29 protein-coding genes are annotated in these 16,901 nt (G+C 69.7%); 28 read left to right on the forward strand and 1 reads right to left on the reverse strand.

The window, feature by feature from the left end; all coding sequences use genetic code 11:
- The first annotated feature begins 43 nt into the window (after positions 1 to 43).
- Entirely contained in the window at positions 44 to 424 is a 381-nt protein-coding gene (rplT, locus tag ACSQ18_RS04720; protein ID WP_144807539.1) for a 50S ribosomal protein L20, read from the forward strand.
- A gap of 90 nt (positions 425 to 514) precedes the next feature.
- Positions 515 to 1,321: a TrmH family RNA methyltransferase gene (locus tag ACSQ18_RS04725; RefSeq protein WP_436035998.1), complete on the forward strand. Its 807-nt coding sequence runs from the start codon at positions 515 to 517 to the stop codon at positions 1,319 to 1,321.
- 137 nt (positions 1,322 to 1,458) lie between these two features.
- On the opposite strand, the gene ACSQ18_RS04730 is transcribed toward ACSQ18_RS04725, so the two are convergent.
- Entirely contained in the window at positions 1,459 to 1,719 is a 261-nt protein-coding gene (locus tag ACSQ18_RS04730; RefSeq protein ID WP_436035999.1) for a helix-turn-helix domain-containing protein, read from the reverse strand.
- A 133-nt stretch (positions 1,720 to 1,852) separates the two neighbouring features.
- On the opposite strand from ACSQ18_RS04730, the gene ACSQ18_RS04735 reads away from it, so the two are divergent.
- From ACSQ18_RS04735 to ACSQ18_RS04860, 26 genes are all read left to right on the forward strand, one after another.
- Positions 1,853 to 2,092 carry a helix-turn-helix domain-containing protein gene (locus ACSQ18_RS04735; RefSeq protein WP_436036000.1) on the forward strand — a complete coding sequence of 80 codons (240 nt, stop codon included), beginning with the start codon at positions 1,853 to 1,855 and terminating at the stop codon, positions 2,090 to 2,092.
- Complete coding sequence (locus tag ACSQ18_RS04740; protein WP_436036001.1) at positions 2,089 to 3,030, forward strand: hypothetical protein; 942 nt, start codon at positions 2,089 to 2,091, stop codon at positions 3,028 to 3,030. Before ACSQ18_RS04735 ends, ACSQ18_RS04740 begins: the two co-directional genes overlap by 4 nt.
- Positions 3,027 to 3,614, forward strand: a complete 588-nt coding sequence (locus tag ACSQ18_RS04745) for a hypothetical protein (protein ID WP_436036002.1) — start codon at positions 3,027 to 3,029, stop codon at positions 3,612 to 3,614. Before ACSQ18_RS04740 ends, ACSQ18_RS04745 begins: the two co-directional genes overlap by 4 nt.
- Positions 3,611 to 3,814, forward strand: a complete 204-nt coding sequence (locus ACSQ18_RS04750; RefSeq protein ID WP_436036003.1) for a hypothetical protein — start codon at positions 3,611 to 3,613, stop codon at positions 3,812 to 3,814. Before ACSQ18_RS04745 ends, ACSQ18_RS04750 begins: the two co-directional genes overlap by 4 nt.
- Positions 3,815 to 3,854: 40 nt before the next feature.
- Complete coding sequence (locus ACSQ18_RS04755) at positions 3,855 to 4,088, forward strand: hypothetical protein (RefSeq protein WP_436036004.1); 234 nt, start codon at positions 3,855 to 3,857, stop codon at positions 4,086 to 4,088.
- 5 nt (positions 4,089 to 4,093) lie between these two features.
- A complete protein-coding gene (locus ACSQ18_RS04760) occupies positions 4,094 to 4,762 on the forward strand; it encodes a phage antirepressor KilAC domain-containing protein (protein ID WP_436036006.1) in 669 nt (222 codons plus the stop codon).
- Positions 4,763 to 4,786: 24 nt separating this feature from the next.
- Positions 4,787 to 5,731, forward strand: coding sequence for a hypothetical protein (locus ACSQ18_RS04765; RefSeq protein ID WP_436036007.1), 945 nt, complete (start codon positions 4,787 to 4,789; stop codon positions 5,729 to 5,731).
- Positions 5,728 to 6,180: a hypothetical protein gene (locus tag ACSQ18_RS04770; RefSeq protein WP_436036008.1), complete on the forward strand. Its 453-nt coding sequence runs from the start codon at positions 5,728 to 5,730 to the stop codon at positions 6,178 to 6,180. Before ACSQ18_RS04765 ends, ACSQ18_RS04770 begins: the two co-directional genes overlap by 4 nt.
- Complete coding sequence (locus ACSQ18_RS04775) at positions 6,180 to 6,428, forward strand: hypothetical protein (RefSeq protein ID WP_436036009.1); 249 nt, start codon at positions 6,180 to 6,182, stop codon at positions 6,426 to 6,428. Before ACSQ18_RS04770 ends, ACSQ18_RS04775 begins: the two co-directional genes overlap by 1 nt.
- A gap of 55 nt (positions 6,429 to 6,483) precedes the next feature.
- Positions 6,484 to 7,935: a ParB/RepB/Spo0J family partition protein gene (locus ACSQ18_RS04780; protein WP_436036010.1), complete on the forward strand. Its 1,452-nt coding sequence runs from the start codon at positions 6,484 to 6,486 to the stop codon at positions 7,933 to 7,935.
- Entirely contained in the window at positions 7,932 to 8,249 is a 318-nt protein-coding gene (locus tag ACSQ18_RS04785; RefSeq protein ID WP_436036011.1) for a hypothetical protein, read from the forward strand. Before ACSQ18_RS04780 ends, ACSQ18_RS04785 begins: the two co-directional genes overlap by 4 nt.
- Positions 8,246 to 9,799 (forward strand): Lsr2 family DNA-binding protein, encoded by a 1,554-nt coding sequence (locus ACSQ18_RS04790; protein ID WP_436036012.1) that lies wholly within the window; start codon positions 8,246 to 8,248, stop codon positions 9,797 to 9,799. Before ACSQ18_RS04785 ends, ACSQ18_RS04790 begins: the two co-directional genes overlap by 4 nt.
- Positions 9,796 to 10,464, forward strand: a complete 669-nt coding sequence (locus ACSQ18_RS04795; RefSeq protein ID WP_436036013.1) for a hypothetical protein — start codon at positions 9,796 to 9,798, stop codon at positions 10,462 to 10,464. The genes ACSQ18_RS04790 and ACSQ18_RS04795 overlap by 4 nt, the downstream gene beginning before the upstream one ends.
- The gene (locus ACSQ18_RS04800; RefSeq protein WP_436036014.1) at positions 10,461 to 10,847 is read left to right on the forward strand and encodes a hypothetical protein; all 387 of its coding nucleotides are present in this window, start codon (positions 10,461 to 10,463) and stop codon (positions 10,845 to 10,847) included. Before ACSQ18_RS04795 ends, ACSQ18_RS04800 begins: the two co-directional genes overlap by 4 nt.
- The gene (locus ACSQ18_RS04805) at positions 10,844 to 11,203 is read left to right on the forward strand and encodes a hypothetical protein (RefSeq protein ID WP_436036015.1); all 360 of its coding nucleotides are present in this window, start codon (positions 10,844 to 10,846) and stop codon (positions 11,201 to 11,203) included. Before ACSQ18_RS04800 ends, ACSQ18_RS04805 begins: the two co-directional genes overlap by 4 nt.
- Entirely contained in the window at positions 11,190 to 11,480 is a 291-nt protein-coding gene (locus tag ACSQ18_RS04810; RefSeq protein WP_436036016.1) for a hypothetical protein, read from the forward strand. The genes ACSQ18_RS04805 and ACSQ18_RS04810 overlap by 14 nt, the downstream gene beginning before the upstream one ends.
- Positions 11,477 to 11,914 (forward strand): hypothetical protein, encoded by a 438-nt coding sequence (locus tag ACSQ18_RS04815; RefSeq protein ID WP_436036017.1) that lies wholly within the window; start codon positions 11,477 to 11,479, stop codon positions 11,912 to 11,914. Before ACSQ18_RS04810 ends, ACSQ18_RS04815 begins: the two co-directional genes overlap by 4 nt.
- Positions 11,911 to 12,216, forward strand: coding sequence for a hypothetical protein (locus ACSQ18_RS04820; protein ID WP_436036018.1), 306 nt, complete (start codon positions 11,911 to 11,913; stop codon positions 12,214 to 12,216). Before ACSQ18_RS04815 ends, ACSQ18_RS04820 begins: the two co-directional genes overlap by 4 nt.
- A complete protein-coding gene (locus tag ACSQ18_RS04825; RefSeq protein WP_436036019.1) occupies positions 12,213 to 12,518 on the forward strand; it encodes a hypothetical protein in 306 nt (101 codons plus the stop codon). The genes ACSQ18_RS04820 and ACSQ18_RS04825 overlap by 4 nt, the downstream gene beginning before the upstream one ends.
- Positions 12,515 to 13,012, forward strand: coding sequence for a hypothetical protein (locus ACSQ18_RS04830; protein WP_436036020.1), 498 nt, complete (start codon positions 12,515 to 12,517; stop codon positions 13,010 to 13,012). Before ACSQ18_RS04825 ends, ACSQ18_RS04830 begins: the two co-directional genes overlap by 4 nt.
- The gene (locus tag ACSQ18_RS04835; RefSeq protein WP_436036021.1) at positions 13,009 to 13,407 is read left to right on the forward strand and encodes a hypothetical protein; all 399 of its coding nucleotides are present in this window, start codon (positions 13,009 to 13,011) and stop codon (positions 13,405 to 13,407) included. The genes ACSQ18_RS04830 and ACSQ18_RS04835 overlap by 4 nt, the downstream gene beginning before the upstream one ends.
- A complete protein-coding gene (locus ACSQ18_RS04840; protein WP_436036022.1) occupies positions 13,404 to 13,556 on the forward strand; it encodes a hypothetical protein in 153 nt (50 codons plus the stop codon). The genes ACSQ18_RS04835 and ACSQ18_RS04840 overlap by 4 nt, the downstream gene beginning before the upstream one ends.
- A gap of 546 nt (positions 13,557 to 14,102) precedes the next feature.
- Positions 14,103 to 14,825: a hypothetical protein gene (locus tag ACSQ18_RS04845; RefSeq protein ID WP_436036023.1), complete on the forward strand. Its 723-nt coding sequence runs from the start codon at positions 14,103 to 14,105 to the stop codon at positions 14,823 to 14,825.
- Positions 14,809 to 15,672 (forward strand): hypothetical protein, encoded by an 864-nt coding sequence (locus tag ACSQ18_RS04850; RefSeq protein WP_436036025.1) that lies wholly within the window; start codon positions 14,809 to 14,811, stop codon positions 15,670 to 15,672. Before ACSQ18_RS04845 ends, ACSQ18_RS04850 begins: the two co-directional genes overlap by 17 nt.
- 363 nt (positions 15,673 to 16,035) lie before the next feature.
- Positions 16,036 to 16,347, forward strand: a complete 312-nt coding sequence (locus ACSQ18_RS04855) for an HNH endonuclease signature motif containing protein (protein ID WP_436036027.1) — start codon at positions 16,036 to 16,038, stop codon at positions 16,345 to 16,347.
- Between the two features lie 3 nt (positions 16,348 to 16,350).
- The gene (locus ACSQ18_RS04860) at positions 16,351 to 16,785 is read left to right on the forward strand and encodes a hypothetical protein (RefSeq protein WP_436036029.1); all 435 of its coding nucleotides are present in this window, start codon (positions 16,351 to 16,353) and stop codon (positions 16,783 to 16,785) included.
- Positions 16,786 to 16,901: the final 116 nt, after the last annotated feature.

Consider the following 16,901-nt stretch of genomic DNA (forward strand, 5'->3'; position numbering starts at 1 on the left):
CCGGCGCATCGAGCGTTTGAAGAACACAGGGAAGTAAGAAGAAATGGCAAGAGTCAAGCGGGCTGTCAACGCCCACAAGAAGCGTCGCGTCATCCTCGAGCGCGCCTCCGGTTACCGCGGCCAGCGCTCGCGTCTGTACCGCAAGGCGAAGGAGCAGGTCACCCACTCGCTCGTCTACGCGTACCGCGACCGTCGCAAGCGCAAGGGCGATTTCCGTCGCCTGTGGATCCAGCGCATCAACGCCGCGAGCCGCCAGAACGGTCTCACGTACAACCGCTTCATCCAGGGCCTCGGCCTGGCGGGTGTGCAGGTCGACCGCCGTATGCTCGCCGAGCTCGCGGTGAACGAGCCCGCCGTGTTCGCCTCGCTGGTCGAGACGGCCCGTAAGGCGCTGCCGGCCGACGTCAACGCGCCCAAGGCGTAAACGTCCCCGCACTCCTGACAGGGCGTCCTCTTCGGAGGGCGCCCTGTCGTCGTTCCCAGCGGGGGAGCGCGTCGGCTCTACACTGAGAGCGTGCTCGAGAACCCCCGTTCCCCGCGTGTGCGCGCCGTCGCGAAGCTGACCAAGCGCAGCGCCCGCCAGGAGACCGGACTCTTCCTCCTGGAAGGTCCTCAAGCTGCTCGTGAGGCGCTCGCCTACCGCCCCGACACGATCGTGGAGATCTTTGCGACGCCCGCGGCGATGGAGAAGCACCAGGATGTGCGCGATGCCGCGCGGGCCGCCGGGCTGGACGTCGAGTTCACGACGGAGTCCGTGCTGGACGCGATGGCGGACACGGTGACGCCCCAGGGGATCGTCGCAGTGGCGAGGCAGTCGCCGTCCGCGGTGAGGGATGTGTTCGCCGCTGCGCCGTCGCTCATCGCTATCTGTGAAGAGGTGCGCGACCCGGGCAACCTGGGAACCATCATCCGCGCGGCGGATGCCGCCGGTGCGGATGCCGTCATCCTCACCGGGAGGACGGTCGACCCCTACAACCCGAAGGTCGTCCGCGCGACGACGGGCTCGCTGTTCCACCTGCCTATCGCCGTGGGGGCCGACCTTGCCGACGTCGTAGCGAGCGCGCACAGCGTGGGACTGCGGGTGGTCGCGGCGGATGTCGGCGGCGAGGACTTCCTCGCGCATCGGCCGACTCTCGCCGAGCCGACCGCCTGGCTCTTCGGCAATGAGGCGAGGGGGCTGGAAGAGGGCGCGCTCTCGCTCGTCGACCTCACGCTGCGCCTTCCCATCTACGGGCGGGCCGAGTCGCTGAACCTTGCGACCGCCGCCAGCGTCTGCCTCTACGAGAGCGCCTTCGCGCAGCGCAGCGGAGCGCGGCCGTGAGTCCGTTCTCCAAGACGAACAGTCGCACCGAGGGCCCGCGTCCGCCCTGGTGGCGCCGCGTGGCGGCCTGGCTGAGATCGCTGTTCCGCCGCTCCTGAGAGCGCCGGGCGACCCACGCACGCCAGGTTCCGGGCCTGTTACAGATCGTTAGACGGAAGCTTTCCGGTGATCAGGTCGACAACCGTGATGTCGAGCTCGTCAGCGATCGCGCCGAGCTCGTCGATGTCGAACGGCTCGGCCGCGGTGGTTCGCCGGCTCATCTTCGACTGGGTCATCCCGATGCGGCGGCCCATCTCGGCGCCGCTGATGCCGGCATGCCCAAGGTGAGCCTTCACGTTCTTGGCGATCGTCTGACGGCGCTCCACGTTCGGGCGTGGCAGGAAAGCGATATCACTCATGCCTCGACAGTAGCGGCTCATCCCGGGTGGCGCAACCGCTGAGCGGGTAACCAGCATCGCTCAGCGGGTGAAGCAACACGCCGATGGGTACGGGGTGCTTGCATGATCCCATTTCGTGGGTAACCATGTGTGCATGCTGAATGACCTACCCACTGAGCGAGTGACTCCCGCTCTCCGCTTCCTCGCCGCCGAGGCCAAGCTGTCGCAGCAGTCGCTCGGCGAGCGGGTCGGCCTATCTCAGTCGGCCATGGCACGCCGTCTCTCCGGGGACACGCCTACCACCCTCGACGACCTCGCTCGCATCGCAGGCGCGCTCGGCTACGACGTCCGCGTCACCTTCGTCGAGCGCGTCCCTCAGGCGGTGGCTTCGTGAGCCGGCGTCTCGCCGCCGTGATCGCCGCGGCTGCGGTCGTGCTGCTCCCGGCGACCGCTGCGCTCGCCGCCGGTTCCGACGCTCCCGTGCCGTACATCGTCGCTGAGGATGGGCTCACGCTCCGCGACGGTGCCACGTTCCCCGACGGCGGCCACGTCAACGTGCGTACGTCGGATGGCCGCACACTCAGCATCCACTTCGAGGACCGCAACTGGGACCTGAGCGAGCCTCGCCGGTTCTACATCGGCAAGTCCTTCCTCCCGTGGTCCGCGCTGCAGACGGACCCCGACACCCTGTGCATCACGTGGGTGCAGGTGTCGCTCTACAACGAGCACTACGGCGAGGGCGGCCAGCCTCCGATTGGTCGCGGATGCCGGCCGACGTCGACGCCGACCTGGACGGGCACGCCCACGCCGACGGCCACGCCGACGGCCACGCCGACCCCCACTCCGACGACATCGCCAAGCCCGACCGTCACGCCGACCGCGACCCCGACGGCGACGCCCACCCCCACGTCGACGCCGACCGTCACCCCGACGCCGACGGTCACGCCGACGGCCACGCCGACTCCGACCCCCTCTCCGACTCCGACGGCGACGCCCACCCCGTCGCCGAGCGCGACTCCGACCCCGACTCCGACACCCTCGGTCACACCGACGCCGACCCCAACGGCGACGGTGGAGCCGTCCCCACAGCCGTCCCCCACGGCGACGCCGCCCGGACCCCAGCCGAGCGAGACCGAGGGTGTCGGTCCCACCCCGCAGTACACGACCGCCGCGACCACGCCCGCTGACGTGCAGCACGCTGCGCGGCGCCTGCCGCCCACCGGTGGCAACGGCGACGGCATCCGCGCCGTCGCGCTCTCAGCGATCTGCCTGGTCATCGTCGGCGCGATCTTCTGGGCCGCGCCGAAGTCGCCGAAGCGGGCACGCCGATGACGCGCATCTACCTCGCGTCGTCATGGCGCAACGCGTTCCAGCCGGACGCCGTGTTCCGCCTCCGTGGCGCCGGTCACCAGGTCTACGACTTCCGCAATCCCCAGACCCCGTGGACGAGCGACAACCTCGGTGACAACTCGGGCGGGTTCAGCTGGGCGGACATCGATCCGGACTGGGAGAGGTGGTCGCCGTGGTCATTCCGCCAGGCGCTCACCACCGACACCGCTCGCCGCGGGTTCGAGAACGACTGGACAGCGATGGGGGCCTCCGAGGTCGGCGTGCTGCTGCTCCCGTGCGGGCGCTCCGCTCACCTCGAGGCCGGCTACTTCGCGGGCGCGGCCGGCAAGCGGCTCTACATCGTCGCTCCCGTGATCGATGAGCCCGAGCTGATGTACCTCATGGCCGATCGCATCTTCGGTTCCATCGACGAGCTCATCGCAAGTCGAGTTCTCGACCAAGGTCAGGGCGTCCCGCTGTCGACGTGCAGCCAGCATCCCAGCGGCACGACCGAGCCCTGCGGGCCGTGCGATACCGCCAGGATGGTCCGCCTCCGGTGGACCCAGACTCACGGCGGTGCATCATGATCTCCCGCCTGATCATCGTGCTCGGCCTGCTCGCCCTCACGGTCGACTGCGCCGACCTCACCGTCACCGGCCAGGCGGTGATCGGCGTGATCGTCATGGCGTTCGGCTGGTGGCTCAACCAGGCACTCGGCCGCGCTCGCCGCCACGTGGCAGCGATCGACGAGCTCGTCGACGAGCTGAACGCGGAGGCGGCGCCGTGACCGACCTGTGTGGCAGTTCATCGCCATCGGCCTTTCGGCTGTGATGTGGCTGATCGCGTTCATCGTGATGGGCCAGATCCTCCGGGCGCTTGCCCGACTCGAGCGGCGGACGCAGGCCCTCGAGTCGCTGCTCATCGACGAGCCGCGGTGCCGTGTCTGCCGTTGCACCGATGAGGTCGCGTGCGCGTCGGGGTGCTGGTGGGTGGAGGACGACCTCTGCTCGTCGTGCGCTGACGACAAGGCGGCGTCGTCCCTCGAGAGCGAGCGGGGCTGATGGGCATGGTGGAGCTGCAGCAGCCGCGGCCGATCATCCCGCGCGTGGACGGACAGAACCTGCACATCCTCGTCGACCACCCGTACGTGTACCTGCGGCGCGACGACGTTGAGGCGCTCGCCGGCATCCCGCCGTGGGGCACGGGGGAGAAGCTGCTCCTCGACGACGACCAGGTCGTCGATATCAACGGCGCCGAGTACTACCCGCTCGAAACCGCCCTGCACCGTGCCCGGTACGAGTCGCTGACACCGTCGAAGGCGGACGCGTTCCTGCAGTGGGTCGAGGCCGAGCTCCCGCAGTACCTCACCCCGGAAGTCCTGGAGGCGGCGCACCGTGTGCCCGCGTTCTCTGAGGCGTACACGGTCGCCGGCGCCGCGCGGCTGCTCGACCAGGACCCGGAGATCTCGACCGGCCGCGATCGCCTCTTCGACCACATGGCCGAGCTCGGGTGGATCGAGCGCAACACGGAGGGTGTCGACGCGTGGATTCCGACGTCGACGGCGACGTCACGCGACTGGCTGACCCTCCGCACCGTCTACGTCGGCCCGCGCCGCAACGCCCGCCCCTACCTCCAGATCCACATCACCAACGCGGGCCTCACCGAGCTCCGCCGCACCCTCGCCGGCACGGCACGTTCCACGACCAGGCCGGCCCACCCCACCCTCTTCGACTGACGCACCCCTCGAAGGAAACCCCGAATGAGCACCAGCACCACCAAGGCACTCACGTGCCCCCCTGACCACATCCACGCCGCATCGACCGTCTGCTACCTCCACCATCGGTGCCGCTGCGACATGTGCCGTTCCGGTCAGGCGCAGCGCATGCGTGACCGCCGCCGACGTCTCGCGTACGGCACCTTCGACCGCCAGCAGCTTCCCGCCGGACCCGTGCGCGAACACCTCGCGTTCCTCGCCCGATCAGGGATGGGCACCGCCGCGGTCGCGAACGCGTCCGGCGTCGCACGGTCGACGATCGCTGGTATCCGCTGGGGCCGGCAGTCCAGCGACGGGACCTACATGCCCGCGAAACGGGTAACGCGGCCCACTGCCGCCAAGCTTCTCGCCGTCGAACCCGCGCTCGATGTCGTCGCCGACCACGCGCGCGTCGACGCCAGGGGCACGGTCCGGCGACTGCAGGCGCTGCAGGCTTTGGGCTGGTCCACCCCGCAGCTGGGAGCCCACCTCGGGGTGGCTGAAACGAACGTCAGCCGGGTGATGCGGGAGGATCGCGTGTACGCGTCCACCGCCCGCGGTGTCGCCGCGCTCTACGAGCGCCTGTGGGCCGTGCGCCCACCGGCCGACACGGCAACCCAGCGCGCGATGATCGCGAGGATCACGGCGCGCGCCGCTGCGCGGGGATGGGTGCCACCACTCGGATGGGACGACATCGATGCGGACGACGCCCCAGCAGTCGTCGACGAGCTCGAGATCGTCGACGACCTCGCGGTCGACCTCGCCGTGGCCGGCGCCCGCGTGCAACTCACGCGCGCTGAGCGGCTGATCGCGCTCCCGCGACTCCACGCCCGGGGCTACCTCGACGGTGAGCTCGCTGACCTTCTGTGCGTCACCGACCGGACCATCGCCCGTGATCGCAGCGAGCTCGGCCTGCCGGCGAACTACTTCGCGGAGGAGGCGGCCGCATGACGAACGTCGACCAGATCCGCACGATGATGGCCGAGCACTCAGCCGGGCTGCTGCACCCGCAGACCAGCGAGGAAGCGGTGGCCACCTTCGACCGGGTCCTCGAAGCCGTCGAGGACGTCACGTCGTACCTCGTGATCCTGAGCTGGTTCGCCGCGGCGGGAGCGGGCAGCCTCCAACTCGTCCGCGACCGCACCCTCCCGCCCGAGCTCGCCGGCAAGGTGCTCTTCTCTCCGCACTTCGGCACCCAGGCGTCGGGCGAGCCCCGCACGCCTGCACAGACGACAGCCGCACAGATCATCACCGCTACCGCCAACGAGGACTTCCCCATGGCGATCGCGCTCGCCGGCCCGTACGTCGAGGGTGGTGGCGGCGAGGCGGGAGCGCTGCTCAGCGAGATGGCTCACCTCGCGCGGGTGATGCACCAGGGCGTGTGCGGGGGTGGGCACTGATGGGCCGCGCGTCGACGCTGACCGAGGCGGATATCGAGCGCGCTCGAGTACTCCGCGCTGAGGGCGTGCCGATGTCGTGGATCGCCGAGGACCTCGACTGCCGGCGCATGACGCTGTCGCGTGCGGGGATCAGCGAGGACCCGGAGGCGACGGCCGAGTGGCGGTCCGCCTGGTCCAAGATCCGCCGGTCCGACCAGCTGTACGCGCTGCACGCCGAGTTCGCACCTCCCCGGAGGTACAGCACGTAGCGACCCGACAGCCAGCACCCCCAGCCATCGCCAACCGAAGGAAGAGCACCCACTCATGGCCACCACGTACGACCCGACCACCGCCGACGCCGGCACGGTCCAGAAGATCGACCGGGCGAAGATCATCATCGACCCCAACGTCCGCAAGGACATCCGCCTCGACAAGAGCTTCGTCTCATCCGTCCGCGTCCGCGGGTTCGAGCAGCTCCCGACCGGCTACCTCGACGACGACGGCACCGCCCACGTCACCATCGGCCAGCGCCGCATCTCGGCCGCGCTCGAGATCGGCTGGCCCGTGATCCCCATGATCATCAAGCCGAAGCTGGAGGCCGAAGCCGACCGGGCCGAGGAGCTGCGCCTCCTCGCGCAGATCGCGGAGAACGAGCAGCGGGTCGGGTTCACGGACGCCGAGCGCGCCGCCGGCTACAAGCAGCTCGCGCTCCTCGGCGTCACCGAAGACCAGATCGCTCGCAAGACCAACGCCCCGAAGCAGCACGTCCAGACCGCCCTCAAGGTCGCCGCATCGAAGATCGCGTCGGCCGAGATGACCGAGCACGAGCTCACCCTCGACCAGGCCGCCACCCTCGTCGAGTTCGAGAACGACGAGCAGGCGCTCGCCGACCTCCGCGAGACCGCCAAGACCCGCCCGGCCCAGCTCGAGCACGTCGCCCAGCAGCACCGCGACCGCGTCGCACGCCTCCGCGACGGACAGTCGAAGGCCGACAAGGCCCGCAACGACGGCTGGGACGTCGTCTACCGCGAGGACCGCTACTCGTTCGGGCTGCCCGCCGGCCTCCACCGCCTCGACGGGATGTGGCGACAGGGCGACAAGAAGCAGACGCGGATCACTCCCGAGACGGCGACCGACATCCCGGGTCGCGTGGCGTTCATCGACACGATGAGCGCCGGCACCGAGGCCCGCGTCACCTGGTGCGTCCGAGATCCTAAGAAGAAAGGCCTCACCTCGTGGTCGCTCGAGAACAGCGGCGGCGGCAAGGGCCCCCTGACCGACGAGGAGAAGGCGGCTCGGGCGGCGAAGCGGCAGGCGAAGGCCGAGATGACCTCCGCGACCACCGTGCGCCGGGCCTGGCTGTCCGACACCTTCCTCCCGGGCAAGCACAAGCTCGAGGACGTCGGCACCTGGATCGTCAAGGCGATGGTCGAGCACACCGACGCCCTCCGCTACGACCAGGCCCGCGACGACACCGCCAAGGACCTCGTGTGCGAGCTCCTCGGCTTCGAGCGGGTCGACAGCATGTACTCCGGTCCCGCGCTCGCCGCGATCGAGAAGCAGCTCGCGACCGCGTCGACCGCGGACGAGCTGCGCATCCTCCTCGCCTTCGCGATCGCCAAAGTCGAGTACCCCGCCGGCAACCCGAAGCACCCCCGCTTCGGCCAGCACGAGGCCCTCGGACCGTACTTCGCCCAGCTCGCGGCGTGGGGCTACGGCCTCTCCGACATCGAGCAGCGTCTCGTCGACGCCCACAAGAAGGGCGGCAAGCGATGAACGGGAACGGTGAGCCCACCCACGTCCCGGGCAGCGAGGTCGACACGGCCGACGTGTTCGTGCCGGACAGCTACCAGGTGTACGCGGCGATGGCGAGCGACCCCGCGGGCGTCTCGCCGGCAACCCCGACCATCTACGTCGAGCTCGACGGGTTCATGGTCGACGACCTCCCGCTCGCGCCCGGCGGTGATCGCACACCCACCAAGCGCATGCGCATCCTCCTCGAGGTCCCCGGCGCTGAGGGCATCGCCGCCGGCATCCTCAACTCCCTCGGGCAGCTGCGCCGGCTCGCGAAGAACCAGGAGCGGCCATGACCACCATCGACCTCCCTGAGGGCGTTGAGCACGGCACGCCGGAGGGCCATGAGGCGGGCTGCAAGGGCGAGAAGCACTGCCCCGCCCTGCACACCCACGGGATGACCTGCACCTACGCGTACGTCCGCTCGACGACCACCCCGGACCGGTACTTCAAGGCGAAGAGCCGGGACCCTCGCCCCGAGGCGATCGCCCGCACCCTCGGGTTCAAGCCCATCCGCCGCGGCGAAACCATCGACGTCCTGCAGGAGGACGAGAAGTTCGCCGAACGCTCCGCCGCCATGCGGGAACGCGCACAGCATCGGCCGAGCGCGAATTCGGCCATCAACGACGAGCCCGCGACGCCCGCCGTCGACCAGACACCCACCGAAGTACTCGACGAGCGCCCCGACGAACCTGTCGACCTCGGCGAGGCTGCTGCACCGCCCCTTGCAGAGCGGTCCAACGACCCCAGCGGATCAGACGAGGCCCCCGTGGTCGACGAGGCCTCAGCCGTGCAGGCCCCCGGTGAGGGCGTGGCGGAGGACGAGGGCATGGGGCATCCCACACCCGCGGCCGAGAAGCCGGCGCCCACCGCTGACGACGAGAAGCGCCGCCGAGCGGAGATCCGCGCATGGGCCGCCGAGCACGGGGTCACCGTGTCCAAGGCCGGCCGAATCCCACACGCGATCGTCGTCGCCTGGCTCAACGAGGACCCGAGCATGCTCCCCACCACGGCCACCAGCAACGTCCCCACGAGCGCCGACGCCGAACCCACGCCGCCGCGCCTTTCCGACTTCACCGCGGGACTCAACGACCGCCAGGCGAAAGCACTCGGCCGTGAGATCCGCGCCTGGTGCCGCACCAACGGCTTCCCTCACGTCCCCGACAAGGGCAAGATCCCTGCCGACGCGCTCGCCGCCTACGCGGCCGCGCAGAGCACCATCGTGGTCGACGAGCAGGAGCTCGCCGAGACGGCAGCGCTCATCTCCGCCGAGGCCCTCGTCGAGCACGGCCTCGCCGAGGGCCCGGTCGAGGAGCTCGCAGCGGGTCTGCTGCACAGCGAGCGGTCGGACATGCTCGACGAGACTCGCGCACGGATCGACGAACCGCCGCGACCGGAGTGGGGAGATGTCGCCGCGGCCGCGGATGTCGAGCATGCGCGGGAGATCGCCGCCCGACTGTTCCTGAACCTCACGGACGCGGAGGCGGAGCGGGACCGGGCCCTCGCGGCGCTCGACCTGGCACTGCGGAAGTGGGACGAAGCGAACACCGCCTTGGCGAGCAAGGAGCGGCGCCTGTCGATGATCCACGGCATGCTCGCCTTCCAGCGTGCGCGCGCGATCACCGAAGAGAGTCGCGCGAAGGATCTCAGCGACAAACTCGCGGCGCTTGAGGAGAAGCACCGCGGCCTGCAGGAGACCGCCCGCAAAGTGGCGACAGCGCTCCTCGAGTCCGACAAGAGGGCCTTCGCAGCGCGGGTCGAGCGCGACCGGCTCCGGGCACTGATCGAGGACGCTGCGGTCGGAACTGCGCGACGTCGTCGCTGGCTGCGGAAGGCGGCGTCATGAGCGACTGGCCGAGCACGATGAAGGTCGCCCCCATACGGGAGTGGCCGGGCGAGCTGACGACGACTCGTGTCTCATCCCCGTTCAACCGCCCTCCGAAGTATGTCGACGGCAAGCGGGTGCCCGGAACTCCCGTACCGCTTGGGCAGACCTTGCGGGATCTTGACCGCGAGCTTCGTGAGCTCGGCGCGAAGAACGCCGAGCTGCTCGTGGCGATCGCCCCGTCGCAGTTCCGCATTGATGGGCGTCCCTACGCGAATGCGCGCGCCGAGCACCCTGGCATCATCCTCTCGTTCGAGATCCCGAAGGTCGGGCACGTGTCCTACCCGTGCGACACGTTCACGACGTGGGAGTCCAACCTGCGCGCCGTCGCACTCGCGCTCGAGGCGCTGCGGAAGGTCGACCGCTACGGGGTGACGAAGCGGGGTGAGCAGTACCGCGGGTTCCTCGCGATCGAGGCGACCGCCGCGCCGGCCGGCTTCTCAACCGCGGACGCAGCGTGGGACTTCCTGTGGCGCACCGCGGGCTCACCATCCGAAGAACTCACGACAGACAAGATCCTCCGCCGCGCACAGCGCCGTAGCCACCCCGATATAGGCGGCGACGCGGCCACGTTCCAGCGGGTCTCGCTCGCTGAGGCGAAGCTCCGACAGGAAGGCCTCCTGTGATCGGCATTCAGATCGACGGGCTCAAGGTGCGTGAGAGCGAGCACGTCCCTCGTCGGAGCGTTACCGTGTTCACCGGCGACGGCACGGTGGTCATGCATCCGCTCATGCGGATCGAGCTCGAGCACCTCCACGATCTCACCAGCTGGTCCGCCGCCGCCCTCGAGTGGATCAACCGACGCATCGATCGACAAGCCGCCGCGGCGATCGCACGCATCGACCGGATGCACCGGGACCGGGGCGGCGATCAACATGATGCTCGGCGCGTGGAGATGCTCGTCGACGGCGAGTGGATCGACATCTCGCGCCCGGTCGCGGTCTCCTTCGAGGGCGTCGCCGACGAGGGCAACTACCGGTGGCCGGCGGTCGCCGAGGAGGCGCGATGAGCTACCGCGACATGCCGACGGCGCACGTCGCGCCGAACTGCCAGGAGCAGGAGTTCTCGGGCGACCGGTTCCACCGTTGCGAGGAGGGAACGCGGCCGCACCGCTCGCATCGGTGCGAGTGCGGCCGCATGTGGGGCGGGGACTATACGCCCGCCGAGGTCTCCCGCTACGCGAGCGAAGTACTCGGCCTCGACATGCTGCCGTGGCAGGCCGACTACGCGGCCGCGTATCTCAACGGCACGGTCACGGTCCTGGTCGCTCCGCGCCCGAATGAGAAGTCCGCGACCGCCCGTCTGATCGCCGCGCTCTGCGAAAGCGCCGCCCTTGCCGAGGAGGCGGCAGATGAGCAGCGATGACCCGATGATCCTCACGACCCTCGGTGGCGGGCGACCGTCAGAAGTGGGCCCACCCGCGAGCGCACAGGAGGCGCACGGGGAGCCCGCCACCGAGCCCATGAGGTTCCCGTACCGCTGCAAGTGGTGCGGGCACGTCCACGACGTCTCCCGCGTCACGGTCGTGCAGCGCTACGCCGACTGCAGCGTGTGGCGCTGCCCGAACTGCGACGTGCTCATCGACGACCGTCCCGAGCTCTGGGGCGGCTCAGCCATCCCCGTCGAGCGGACGGTCGCATGACCCCGCTGCAGCTCGTCTCGCACCCGCTCCCGGTCGCCTGGGACGGGCGCGCTGTCGTGTGGGACCGGTGGGAGGCGCCGGCGCCGATGTTCCTCTGCCCCGACGTGAAGCGTGAGCCGTGCTCGTGCGGGTCGACCGAGCAGCCCTTCACGGCGCGGGGCCGCCGCGACCCATCCGAGGAGCGCGTCGCGGCCGCGGCCCAGATCCCGCAGATCCGCCGCCGCGCTCCGCTCGTCTGGGCGGTATACGACCTCCACGCGTTCCGCTGCCCGTCCTGCGGCCAGGTGTCCGTGTGGGACATGGCGAGCGACGAATGGTGGACCCTCGACGACACCGACTACGGACCCACCGGGTCCCGCCCGCCCCCGGAGTGGGGGACCGGCGGCCTCCTCGACCTCCTCAACGACGACATCCACGAAAGGCCTCGCGCATGAGCACCACCGACGATCCGACCGACCCGCGCCTGACCCGAGGCTCCGACACTGAGCCCGTCGCGCAGGCGGAGGCGTACCTCGTGCTGAGCGACGCCGAGCGCGCAGCGGGCTTCGTGCGCCCCGTCAGACGTTCCTATGTCCACCTCACGTGCGGAGCCCTCACGACGATGGCACTCGCGATCGCCGAGACGTACGCGCGAGACCCGCGCTTCTACGGCTCGACCTACTGCGTCCATTGCCGGATGCACCGCCCTGTCGCCGAGTTCACGTGGGACGGCACGACGGAAGCGGTCGGCTCATGAGAAAGAAGGCGTCGCCTCCGCCCACGCTCGACGACAACACCGACCCGGCCGACTGGACCTACATCGTCGAAGCCATCGAGCCCAGCGTCGCCCTCGGCCGCTACCGCGTCTACCTCACGGTCGCGCTCTTCATGCGCTACGGCGGCAACGACGGCTGGGGGTGGAGCACCTGGACGCTGGCCGGCGCCCACCGCAAAGGCGCCCGCGAGCTCGCACGTTACCGCCGCAAGCAAGCGGCGCTCGCGGTCCGTCAGGCCCGGGTCGATGTGCATCCGCGACTAACCGGACAGGAGCAGTCATGATCACCAGCGAGACGTTCTACCGCGCCGAGTGCGAGGCCCCGAACTGCGGCCGCACGCTGCCGGACGAGGATACGCACGAGGCTTCGCACTGGCCCCGCTCATACGTCGAAGAGCAGCTGCGTGAGCCGCGGGAGGTCGGCCTCGGCGATGTCGAGGTGACGTGGTTCTACGACGGCGAGAAGACGTTCTGCCCTGAGCATCACCCCGGCGCGACGCCGTGCGGAACGTGCGACGGGGAGGGCATGGTCCGGGTCGACGGCCCTCCGCCGAACTGGGAGGGCCAGCAGTGGACGTTCCCGCACCACTGGGAGAACTGCCCGGAGTGCGATCGAGTCGGCTTCCACCCCGCGCCCGAATCGGAAGGACAGGAGTCGGAGCACGCAGCGCGGTGGGATGGACGGTCCCGCCCGCACCGCTGTGCCACATGCGGTGGGCGGATCGCAAGCCGTCTCGAATCGTGGGTCCACCTATCCACCGGACAGGAGCACTCATGATCGAGAACATGCGCGACCTCTGGGAGGTCGTCGAGGAACACGACTCGGGTGAGATGGCCGTCGTCGACCACATGGACGTCCTCCTGATCCTCAGCTGCAACGAGGACGGGGAAATGTTCTACACCCGAGTGCGCTACGAGGACGACGAGTCGTCGGTCGGCTGGGTGAGGGACGACACGATGTCGTGGCCGCTCAGGCGCCTCGTCCCAGAGCCCGAGCCGGTGGACGACACTCCGTGCGCCGCGCAGATGTGGTCGTGGGACTACTTCCGCTCCCAGCAGGTGGACCCGTACTGGATGCGGTGCCACCTCGTCGGAAAGCACGACGAGCACGAGAACTCCGAGACCGGCGCGAGGTGGCCGGCGCAGCACGAATCGGAAGGACAGGGGTCGTGAAGATCAAGAAGGGAACGCGCATCGAGGTCGCCTACAGCGACGGCTACTCGATCTCGTGGGAGTCGCAGGAGGACTGCGCGCCGGATCACCTCGTCGACGTCATCCGACGGCTCGAGGCTATCGACCCGAAATCGAGTGATCAGTCGTGAGGCGCTCGTGGATCGGCTGCGACTTCGAGGGTTGCAGTCGGGAGCACCGCGCCCGCGGGTTCTGCAACGGTCACCTCGAGCAGCAGCGCCGCGGCAAGGAGATGACGCCGCTACGCACTCTGCCGCGGTACGCATGGACGTACGTCGCCTACTGGCCTGATCTTCACGGTCCCGGCCTCGGCGTGCTCAAGGTGGGTCGGGCGTGGTCTCGTCGGCGGATCGAGATGCTGCTCGCGTCGGGCGCGCACCTGATCGCGAACGAGGGCAACACCGACGGGACGTGGGAGCTCAATGCGCTCCGGTTCCTCGCGACCCGGTTCAAGCCGGCCTTCCACCACCCCTCGGAGGCCAGCGGCATCCTGATCCGCGGCTCCGGGTGGACCGAGTGCTTCGCGGTCGACCGCGAGGACATCGCGATCGCGTGGGAGCTGTGCCTGCAAGCGTTCGCGTACGGCTCCGACTACGGCGAGAACCCCCCAGACGCCTACCGAGCGAAACGCCCGCGCTCGCCGCGACGACTGACCGATGAGATGGAGAACACAGGACATGCAACCCCCCAGGTGGCCGCTGAAACGGGAACCGACCGAGCAGGATCGGGCGTTCCCCGGCTACCGGTCGGCGCCGACGGAGGTGCAGCTGACCGCCGAGGGGCTCTGGCGTCTCACGGACGCTCACGGCCGGCGCCCACTCGTCCCGGTCGACCTCACGGTGGAGCTGCATTCCGCCGGGTGGCTGTGGGCCCCTCCGACCTTCGAGGAGGCGGTCGAGCGTGTGGTGCTGCACGTCCTCACGCTCGAGGACTGTGGCTTCCTCTCGACGTACGTCGCGGAGGGCGCCGAGTGGATCTCGCTGCACCGGCCGCTACCCGCGCTCGCCGCCCCGTCAGCGCCCGCTCCTGGCCCGCAGCCGGCGTCCGGGATGCCCGGATTCGCGGGGTTCGATTCCACGGCTTTGGAGAGAGAGAGGGAGAACGCGCGAGCGAGGGCGCGAGAGCGTGCGAGCGCGATCGAGAACGCGAACGCTGCCCACTGGGCCACCTTGCGGACCGTGACTCCTCGGACACCTCCGGAGATCCCGCTCGAGATGCTCGCACCGCCCATCGGCTGCCCGGATCATCCGCACGGCAACGTGACCTCGGAGTGTGGTCCCTGCGGCACCGCTCGGGAGTTCCGCAGGGAGTTCTTCGCGAAGGCCCGCTACGAGAGGCAGCTCGCCGACGATGAGTTCTGGCGCACCGCAGAGGGGCAGGGCGATGACACCCCGTTCTGAGCGACCCTGCATCCGCGGATGCCTCGCCGAGGGCAAGCACTACGCCGAGTGCCCCAGCTACGGCACCGAGAACGGCGACTGCACCGGCTGCGCACCGGCGAAGACCCACAACGACACCCTGGTGTGCGAGACCTGCTACCGCCGGGTCCGTGGCATCCTGCGCAACGCCCCAGACCTGCTCGGGCGACTGCGCTCGCTCACCCGTCAGGGCAAGGCCGTCGCCTACTCGCCGACCAAGGTCCCCGGGCATGCGGCGATCGCGCCCGAGCAGATCGACGCCGAGCTGCTCGACGCGCTCACCGAGATCGAGGCGAACCTCGCCGAGTGGTACCGCTTCATCGACCCACGAACGCTCGCCGGCATCGACGACGTCCTCAGCGTGCCCGAATGGATCGACAGCCTGTGGGAGGCCACCCTCGACATGCACCTGGTCGACGCGCACGGCGACCGGCATGCCTGGTCACTCGCTGACGCGGCCGCACGGTGGGGGATCGAGCGACGCGATCGCCACGTCTACTCGGTGGCCGCCAGCGCCGAGGGCACGGTGGTGGGGCGCATCCCGATCCCGGAGCCCTGGTTCGATCCGCTGATCCCGGCTCGTGACGCGGCGAAGCGTGCGGAGATCAGCGATCGGCAGCTGCGCACCTGGGTGAAGTCCGACGTGCTCGTCCCTCGCGCGAAGCTGCGCGAGCCGGACGGCTCGGTGGTCTCGTACTTCTACGCCTCCCAGGTCGACGCGGCCGCGGAGCTCATGAGGTCGCGGCGGAGCGTCGGCCGGCGCGGAAGGGCACGACCGGTCGAGGAGGTGACTGCCGACACGCCAGGCGGCGAGTCATTGCCGGAATGACTTCCGCGGTGGGTGCTACGCTGTGCGTGCACGGAACCTATGCCAAGAGCCTCGCCCGATCGGGTGGGGCTCTTCTGGTTCTCGGGCGGCGCACGTTGCGTGATCATCTCATCGAGGTCTCGCTTCCGAGTCAGCGTTCAGGCGTGTGTGGTGCAGGCCAGGCTGCAACCTTTCGGACGCGCGCCGCCCCTAGTCGTCCCGGAGTTGATTGGTGCTCTTCGCCGGGGCCCGCCCCACCGTGACACGCGACCACAACTCGTTGCGCGACAGTCGCTCGTTGATCCGGTGGGGCGCGGTTGTGAGGGGCGGTGGGCGTCGGCTGTGCAAGTCGGCGCCCACTGCTGCACCCCGGAGGGTGGCCGCATGCCTCGTAGTCAGCTTGAGGTGAACGTCCCCGCATGGAACGGACGCCGTGCGGCCGCGGCACTCCGTCAGGTCAAGGCAGCCGGGCGGCGCGAGCGGACGCCCTGCGTGCTCTGTCGCCAGCCGATCGACTACAGCTTGCCTTCGACCGACCCCGACGGCTGCACCGTTCAGCACGTCAAGTCTCGAAAGCTGTTCCCGCATCTCACCTGGTCACCGTCGAACTGGGCCCCGGCGCACAAGTCGTGCAACTCGTCAGCCGGCACGGGGGAGAACCCAATGGAGCCGGGCGTCGAGTTCGAGGACTGGTGACCGATGCGGAAGGTCGTGCTGCTGTGCGGTCCTCCCGGCGCTGGCAAGTCGACCGCCGCCCGCGCGTCCGGTCTCGAAGTGTTCGACCGTGATGATCCGCAATGGACCGACGAGGTCACGTTCCGTGCCGGGCTCAGTGCGCTTGGCCGCACGCGGGGCGCTCGGGCGGTCGTCATCCGATCGGGCGCGACGTCGACCGCACGAGCACGGACAGCCGAGGCGATCGGCGCCACTCACACCTTCCTGATGCTCGCACCGATCGACGAGCTCGAGCGGCGCATCCGACTGCGGGCCCGGACCGACAAGGTCGAGACGCTCGTCGCCCTCCGCTCCTGGTTCCGCCGCCATGACAGGACCGATGGCGTCCCGCTCTTCCCGGGCTGGGCAGCGATCGACGCGGACCTCGACGTGCAGGGTGTGGCGTTCGAGGACTGGTGATCCGTCAGAAAATCCAGCCTCCCCATGGGGGCGGCAACCGCGGGGGCAACCTGCCTCTCCCCCCGAGGCCGAGGGGGTACCCCCCGACGCGCATCGGGTGGCGACGAAAACGGACC

The organism is Microbacterium sp. LjRoot45, assembly GCF_964253325.1.
Classification (GTDB): Bacteria; Actinomycetota; Actinomycetes; order Actinomycetales; family Microbacteriaceae; genus Microbacterium.